The sequence below is a fragment of the Acinetobacter sp. YZS-X1-1 genome, from assembly GCF_000804305.1.
Taxonomy (GTDB): domain Bacteria; phylum Pseudomonadota; class Gammaproteobacteria; order Pseudomonadales; family Moraxellaceae; genus Acinetobacter; species Acinetobacter variabilis.
In genome coordinates this window covers 1-2,896 of sequence record NZ_JWHB01000062.1, presented here as the reverse complement: position 1 = coordinate 2,896, position 2,896 = coordinate 1, and the positions used below count along the sequence as shown (strand labels likewise).

Genomic DNA, 2,896 nt, shown 5'->3' with positions numbered 1-2,896 from the left:
AGATCGTTTTTTGATTTATGAAAGAGATCTATTTAAAAGATTAAATATATTAAATATTTATGGTCATTTTTTATCTTTGATTCTCCTCATTAAATTATGCAGAATAACTTTAAAACATCATAAATTTTTAATTTTTTAGTGCCTATATATGGTGCAAGAGGTAAGGGACAGGATGATGCTAAGTGGCGCGCTCTTTGTTCTCGCAAGTGTTTTAATCATTGTATTACTACGGGTATTCAATAGCCTGAAATTATCAAGAAACAATATTCGGTTTCTACAGGAAAATCTGGATCATTCACGCAGTAAATTAGCTAATTATGAAACACAAGTTGATGAATTAAATTATGAAATGACCCAGCTACGGATGCAGTTGGGGAGCGCCAAAACTGAACTGAATAAATATAAAAAATATCAGGATATCTGTAACATTGAACAGTACATTTGTCTGAGCCATCTGCAGTGATTGCTTCCTAACTCCAATTAAAAAAGACAAATCAACCGATAAAATTTTTTAATCTGCAGATTGATATGTAGGTATTTTTAATTAGATGAAAATGCAGCTTTTTTTCTCAATTTATTAAATTTATATTCATAAAATTCAGTTGGTTATTTAGAGAAAGTTAATTTTTTTTCATATTCTGTACTCGATAATTCAAATAAAATAAGTTAAGCTGAATCGAATAATAAAACATCATAATAAGGATATCTCTATGGCACGCGATTATGACAAATTCCCTGACGATGAAAATGGTCATGTACTGTGGCAAATGTATCAGGATGGTGATGATCTGCAGGACGACCATGAAATTGAATTCTCGATAGCCTTTAATAGTGAAGAACAGGCTGACCGCTGTGCATTGCACTTGCTTAAAGAAGAACAAAAGATAAGCCTATATCAGGATGAGGAGAGCGATACGCTGGAATGGACAATTACTATTCATGTCTATATGCAGCCTACCTATGAAAATATTGTCGATCTGGAACAATGGTTTACCAGAATTGCCGCTGAATTTCAGGGTGAATATGACGGCTGGGGCTGTATGGCCTATGTCTATGATGATGAAGGCGACCCGGAAGAGGGCGAAAGCAAACTGCGTAGCAGCTAATCAAAATTTCCTTATTCAAGCCCGGTTAAGCCGGGTTTTTTATCGCCTGCGGTATTGGTCGGGTCAACTGTAGTTTTTTGTTATACATCCTATAAAATGGATAGATAACAATTATATTTAGGCCGTACAGTATGTTGGGCAGTTATTTAAATACTGAGGCCGACGAGATCGGGATGATCCGTCCGAATAATAAATAAAAATAATCTTTCAGTAAGAACAAGAAAAAAGGTAGGCTGAAATGAGTTATACCCTAAAAATGCATCGCGTATTCAGTGCGCCACCGGAACGGGTGTACCGGGCCTTTATTCATCCAGATGCTATTGCAAAATGGCTGGCACCGCATGGCTTCACTGCCAGAGTTGAGCATGCCGAAGTCAAACCGGGAGGCAGCTATAAAATCACCCTGACCAATTTTGCTACCGGTACCCAGCATCATTTACATGGCACCTATCATGAAGTTATTCCCAACCAGCTACTGCGCTATACCGATTGCTTTTCTACACCTGAAGTCAAAGGTGAAATTGAAGTCACGCTCATCTTTGAAAAAGTGTCTGTAGGCACCAGCCTGCATATTATTCAGGTGGGTTATCCGGATCTGGTACCGCCATCTGCATGTCACTTAAGCTGGCAAGAGTCATTGCAGCTTTTGTCCTGGCTGGTCAATCCACATATTTTGGATGGTTAAGTTCAGTTAATTAAGTTGAGCGGGAGATCCTTTTAAAGCTTGAGCATGAACCTATCCAAAGATGCTATAATTCAGCTTTAATTTTTTGTTTTTTCTTTTATTTTTTTATTTTGTCGAGGTTGCTATGGCTCTACCACAATGCCCAAAATGCCAGTCTGAATATACCTATGAAGATGGTGACTTGTTAATCTGCCCAGAATGTGGGTATGAGTGGAAAGAAGGGGAAGCAACTGAGGAAACTGTGGTCATCAAGGATGCGCATGGCAATCTGCTGGCTGATGGCGACACAGTTACGGTGATTAAGGATCTTAAACTTAAAGGGTCTTCTTCAGTGGTTAAAGTCGGGACTAAGGTCAAAAATATTCGTCTATTACCCGATGCAACTGATGGACATGATATTGACTGTAAAATTGATGGCATTGGCGCCATGAAGCTCAAATCTGAATATGTGAAAAAAGCCTAATACGTTCTTATACGAATGAGTGCTTTCGGTCTTCGGGTTTGAAGGTTTATGCTTCTTCCTCAAACTCGAAGATCAATCTCTTCTGATCACTATATCATGCCTGGATCTATGCTTTATGCCTCATCTTCATCTTGAATATTCAGATAATATTCAGCAGCTCGAAACCCAACCTTTAATGTTGGCAATTCATCAGGCCTTATTTAACGCCGGTTATATTAATGAGCCGAATGATTTAAAAAGCCGGGCGATTGTACAGCAAGATTTTCTGATTGGACTAGAGCAGAAGACAGATCAGGCTTATGTGCATGCTAAAGTTTTTCTCCTGACTGGTCGTAGTCTGGACATTTGTCAAGCAATTTCCAAGCTGGTACTTCAGGTCATGCAGCAGCACATTGTCTCGCAGCCAGGGCTAAAGATTCAGCTCTGTGTTGAAATTCTGGAAATGGACAAAGAAACTTACACTAAAGCTATTATTTGAATTTTTTAGATTGAAGTGAGGACTAGAAATGAAGTTTTCCTAGTTCCTCTCTTTATCTTGAATGTATAAGAACTTAATAAAAAATTGAGAAGTATCAAAGCAATTTTGAAATATAAAGAACGATAAATAAAACTAGGACGTGTCCTCATTTGGCTTTGCACCAA

The 2,896-nt window shown here is 38.0% G+C and carries 4 protein-coding genes and 1 pseudogene; all 5 read left to right on the top strand.

The genetic code is table 11. The features are described from left to right. Positions 1-175 precede the first annotated feature (175 nt). Positions 176-460: pseudogene (locus tag RJ01_RS16830) on the top strand (hypothetical protein); the annotation flags it as partial. A 250-nt stretch (positions 461-710) separates the two neighbouring features. After that, positions 711-1,106: a ribonuclease E inhibitor RraB gene (locus RJ01_RS15485; protein WP_034171734.1), complete on the top strand. Its 396-nt coding sequence runs from the start codon at positions 711-713 to the stop codon at positions 1,104-1,106. A gap of 238 nt (positions 1,107-1,344) precedes the next feature. Then, positions 1,345-1,791: an SRPBCC domain-containing protein gene (locus RJ01_RS15480; protein WP_004785131.1), complete on the top strand. Its 447-nt coding sequence runs from the start codon at positions 1,345-1,347 to the stop codon at positions 1,789-1,791. A gap of 124 nt (positions 1,792-1,915) precedes the next feature. Continuing rightward, positions 1,916-2,254 (top strand): zinc ribbon domain-containing protein YjdM, encoded by a 339-nt coding sequence (locus RJ01_RS15475; protein WP_034171733.1) that lies wholly within the window; start codon positions 1,916-1,918, stop codon positions 2,252-2,254. Positions 2,255-2,369: 115 nt separating this feature from the next. Then, positions 2,370-2,732, top strand: coding sequence for a 5-carboxymethyl-2-hydroxymuconate Delta-isomerase (locus RJ01_RS15470; protein ID WP_034171732.1), 363 nt, complete (start codon positions 2,370-2,372; stop codon positions 2,730-2,732). Positions 2,733-2,896 lie beyond the last annotated feature (164 nt).

Coding starts and splice junctions, on each gene's coding strand:
- RJ01_RS15485 (WP_034171734.1), top strand. CDS start 711: ATGGCACGCGATTATGACAAATTCCCTGACGATGAAAATGGTCATGTA.
- RJ01_RS15480 (WP_004785131.1), top strand. CDS start 1,345: ATGAGTTATACCCTAAAAATGCATCGCGTATTCAGTGCGCCACCGGAA.
- RJ01_RS15475 (WP_034171733.1), top strand. CDS start 1,916: ATGGCTCTACCACAATGCCCAAAATGCCAGTCTGAATATACCTATGAA.
- RJ01_RS15470 (WP_034171732.1), top strand. CDS start 2,370: ATGCCTCATCTTCATCTTGAATATTCAGATAATATTCAGCAGCTCGAA.